Consider the following 2,840-nt stretch of genomic DNA (forward strand, 5'->3'; position numbering starts at 1 on the left):
TCCTGAAGTCTGAGCCGTCAGGTTACCAGTCAGTTGGCTCCGATGACCAACATCACAACCAGTTGTTGGACGATGTCACTCGGGCACCTCGTAGACCGTGAGCTGATCACCGCTGAAGACGGGTTCGAGGTCCGCCCGGAGGGCGTCGAGGTCGTCGGCACCGTACGCGTCCTCCTCAACGACCACGAGGCCGATCCCCTCGGCCCGAAGTGCCGCGGCAGGATCGTCCGCCTCGAGTGCGCTCGCCACCGCCCGCGCCCGCTCGTCTTCTCCCGCGACGACCTTGCCGGACACGACGAGGTCGTCATTCACGACCGACGACCGGGGGAAGTATCGGCCCGCGGGATCCAGCACGACCCGGCCGTCGTTCCACGCCGGGGCACGGAACGCGCTGAACGGAAGCACCAGGAGGTCGCCCGTGGCATCGCTGTCGGCGATAGCCTCGCGCGCCTGCTCCCACTCGGCCGGGTACGAGACCGCCTGCAGCCGGCCGCCCGCACCCCAGGCGAGATCGGGCATCACCGCGATCGGCAGCAGGATCGCGACCCCCAGCACGCTCCAGCGAGGGAATCCGGTACGAAGCCGCCCCGCGAGCACGGTGAGGCCCGCCGCCACGAGAATCGCCTGCAGCGGCGCCAGCAGAGCGAGGTAACGCGCACCGTCACGGAGCAGCCCTCCACCCGGCACGAACTCCACGACCCACTCCAGCAGCCCGGGAACGTACGCCCCGAGGAGGGCGACGACGAGTCCCACGACCGCGGCCGGCGCGAGCGCGCGCATCGGTTCGCGGGCTGGGCCACCCCTCCACGCGGCCACCGCACCGACGACCATCACCGCCCACAGCAGCAGGCAGAACACCGTGGCGGTCACCAGGCTCCGCGAGTCGGGGACCACGTCGGCGTTCCAGATGCCGCCGAGGCTGAGTGCCGCGCCGAGCCTGCCGAGCCCCGCCTCCGGCCTCAACGCGAAGGCGGCGACCCCTGCCGGGTCGCTGCGGCCCGTCCCGGCGTGGGCGAGTCCGGCCACGATCCAGGGCAGGTTGACCGCCACAGCCACGACGACGACCCTCCCGCAGCGCCGCCAGCCGCACACCGACAGCGCCAGGACCGCGCCGATGACCCCCGACGCGGGACTCAGCGCGGTGGCGGCGAGGGGGACCACCCAGCGCCACCAGCGCACCCCCTCCCCCGCACGGACCTGGAGACAGGCGACGACGAGCCACGGCAGTGCCGCGTACGCCACCAGCAGCGGCCAGTGACCGATGACGAGGCGCTCGGCGACGTACGGGTTCCAGACGTACCAGGTCGTCCCGGCCAGCTGGGCGCCGAGACCGAAGCGCTCCAGCATTCTCATCGCTCCGGCACCGGCCGCGACGAGGCTCCCGACCAGGACCACCTTCTGCAGGAGCCACCCCGGGACCACCAGGTTCGCGAGCGCCACGACGGCATCCGACGGAACGGCGCGCGGCGTCGCCGAGCCCAGTCCCCACACGTCGGAGCGGGCGATGTCCAACCGCGGCACGAAGACCATGTCGTAGGACAGGACGTAGCCGCCGGCGAGCATCGGCGCGCACACCAGCAGCGCCATGACCCACGGCCAGGCCTTCCCCCAACGTCGTCGACTCATCACGCATGGTTATATCTGGTCCGTGTCTGAGCCCACGTCCCCACCGAGCCCGTCGTCGACCGCCGTGAGCGCGGGGGGACGCATCGCCGTGGCCATGATGGTCATGAACGCCGGCGCGTACGCCTTCAACCTCGTCGCCGCGCGGGCGCTCGTGCCTGCCTCGTTCGGTGCGCTGACCGCGCTCCTGGGCGTCATCCTGGTCGCCAACGTCGCGGCGCTCGCGGTGCAGACGACGACGGCCCGTCGGATCGCCGTCGCACCTGCCTCGGCCGAGCGGGTCACGGCGACGGCCACGACGGTCTCCCTCGCCCTGGGGGCAACCGTCGGCGGCGTGCTGGCCGTCCTGAGTCCGTTCATCGCCGATGCTCTCCGGCTGGACTCTCCCTGGCCCGTGGTGCTCTGCGGCGCGGCGGTCGTCCCGCTGACGTTGATGGGCGCGCTCGCCGGCATCGCGCAGGGGCAGCACCGGTGGACCTCGCTGTCGGCGGTGTACGTGGCCAGCGGGGTGGGGCGCATCGTGTTCGGGACGGCGGCGATGCTGATCAGCCCGACCCCCACGGCGGCGATCGCCGGCGTCATGGTGGGCGCGTGGCTGCCGATCCTGCTCTGCGGGAGGTTGTTGCGGGTGGGCGGCGTCGTCGGCGCTCGACCGTACGTCTGGGAGGTCCTCGCGGGCTCGCACGCCATGCTCGCCTACCTCGTCCTCAGCAACCTCGACGCGCTCCTGGCCCGCGTCGCCCTCGACCCGCACGACAGCGGGCTCTACGGCGCCGGCCTCATCCTGACCAAGGCGGCGCTGTTCCTCCCGCAGTTCGTGGGCATCGTCGCGTTCCCCCGGCTCGCTCGTGCGCGGGCGGAGAGAGCTCGGAGGCTCGCCATCCTCGCCGTGGCGATCGTCGGCGCCTGCGCGACGGCGGCGACGGCAGCGCTGTCCGGTCTGGCGCTCATCCTCGTGGGAGGAGACCAGTACGCCGAGGTTCAGCCCATGCTCTGGCTCTTCGCGCTCGAGGGCTCACTGCTGGCGATCGTCCAGCTCCTCGTCTTTGACGCGCTCGCGCGTCGCTCGCACGGCATCGTCTCGCTCCTGTGGGCCGCGAGCTCCGTCGCCGCGGCCGTGATCCTGCTGGCACCGCTCCACGTCGGCGGCGTCGTGACCACGATGGTGGCGACGTCGGCCGTCGTCGCGGCCGCCGCCTGGGCACTGTCGACCCGCG

At 72.3% G+C, this 2,840-nt stretch carries 2 protein-coding genes; one reads left to right on the forward strand and one right to left on the reverse strand.

Annotated elements, in window-relative coordinates; genetic code table 11:
- Window positions 1–75: 75 nt before the first annotated feature.
- Window positions 76–1,626 (reverse strand): hypothetical protein, encoded by a 1,551-nt coding sequence (locus PV363_RS16990; protein ID WP_301022975.1) that lies wholly within the window; start codon window positions 1,624–1,626, stop codon window positions 76–78.
- A 22-nt stretch (window positions 1,627–1,648) separates the two neighbouring features.
- Here PV363_RS16990 and PV363_RS16995 point away from each other — a divergent pair.
- The coding region (locus PV363_RS16995; RefSeq protein ID WP_301022976.1) for a polysaccharide biosynthesis protein at window positions 1,649–2,840 on the forward strand (1,192 nt) is incomplete at its 3' end.

It is taken from the genome of Mumia sp., assembly GCF_028803055.1.
GTDB lineage: Bacteria > Actinomycetota > Actinomycetes > Propionibacteriales > Nocardioidaceae > Mumia.

Bases quoted from the DNA above. Each gene is read 5' to 3' on its own strand.
- PV363_RS16990 (WP_301022975.1), bottom strand. From the start codon at position 1,626: ATGAGTCGACGACGTTGGGGGAAGGCCTGGCCGTGGGTCATGGCGCTG.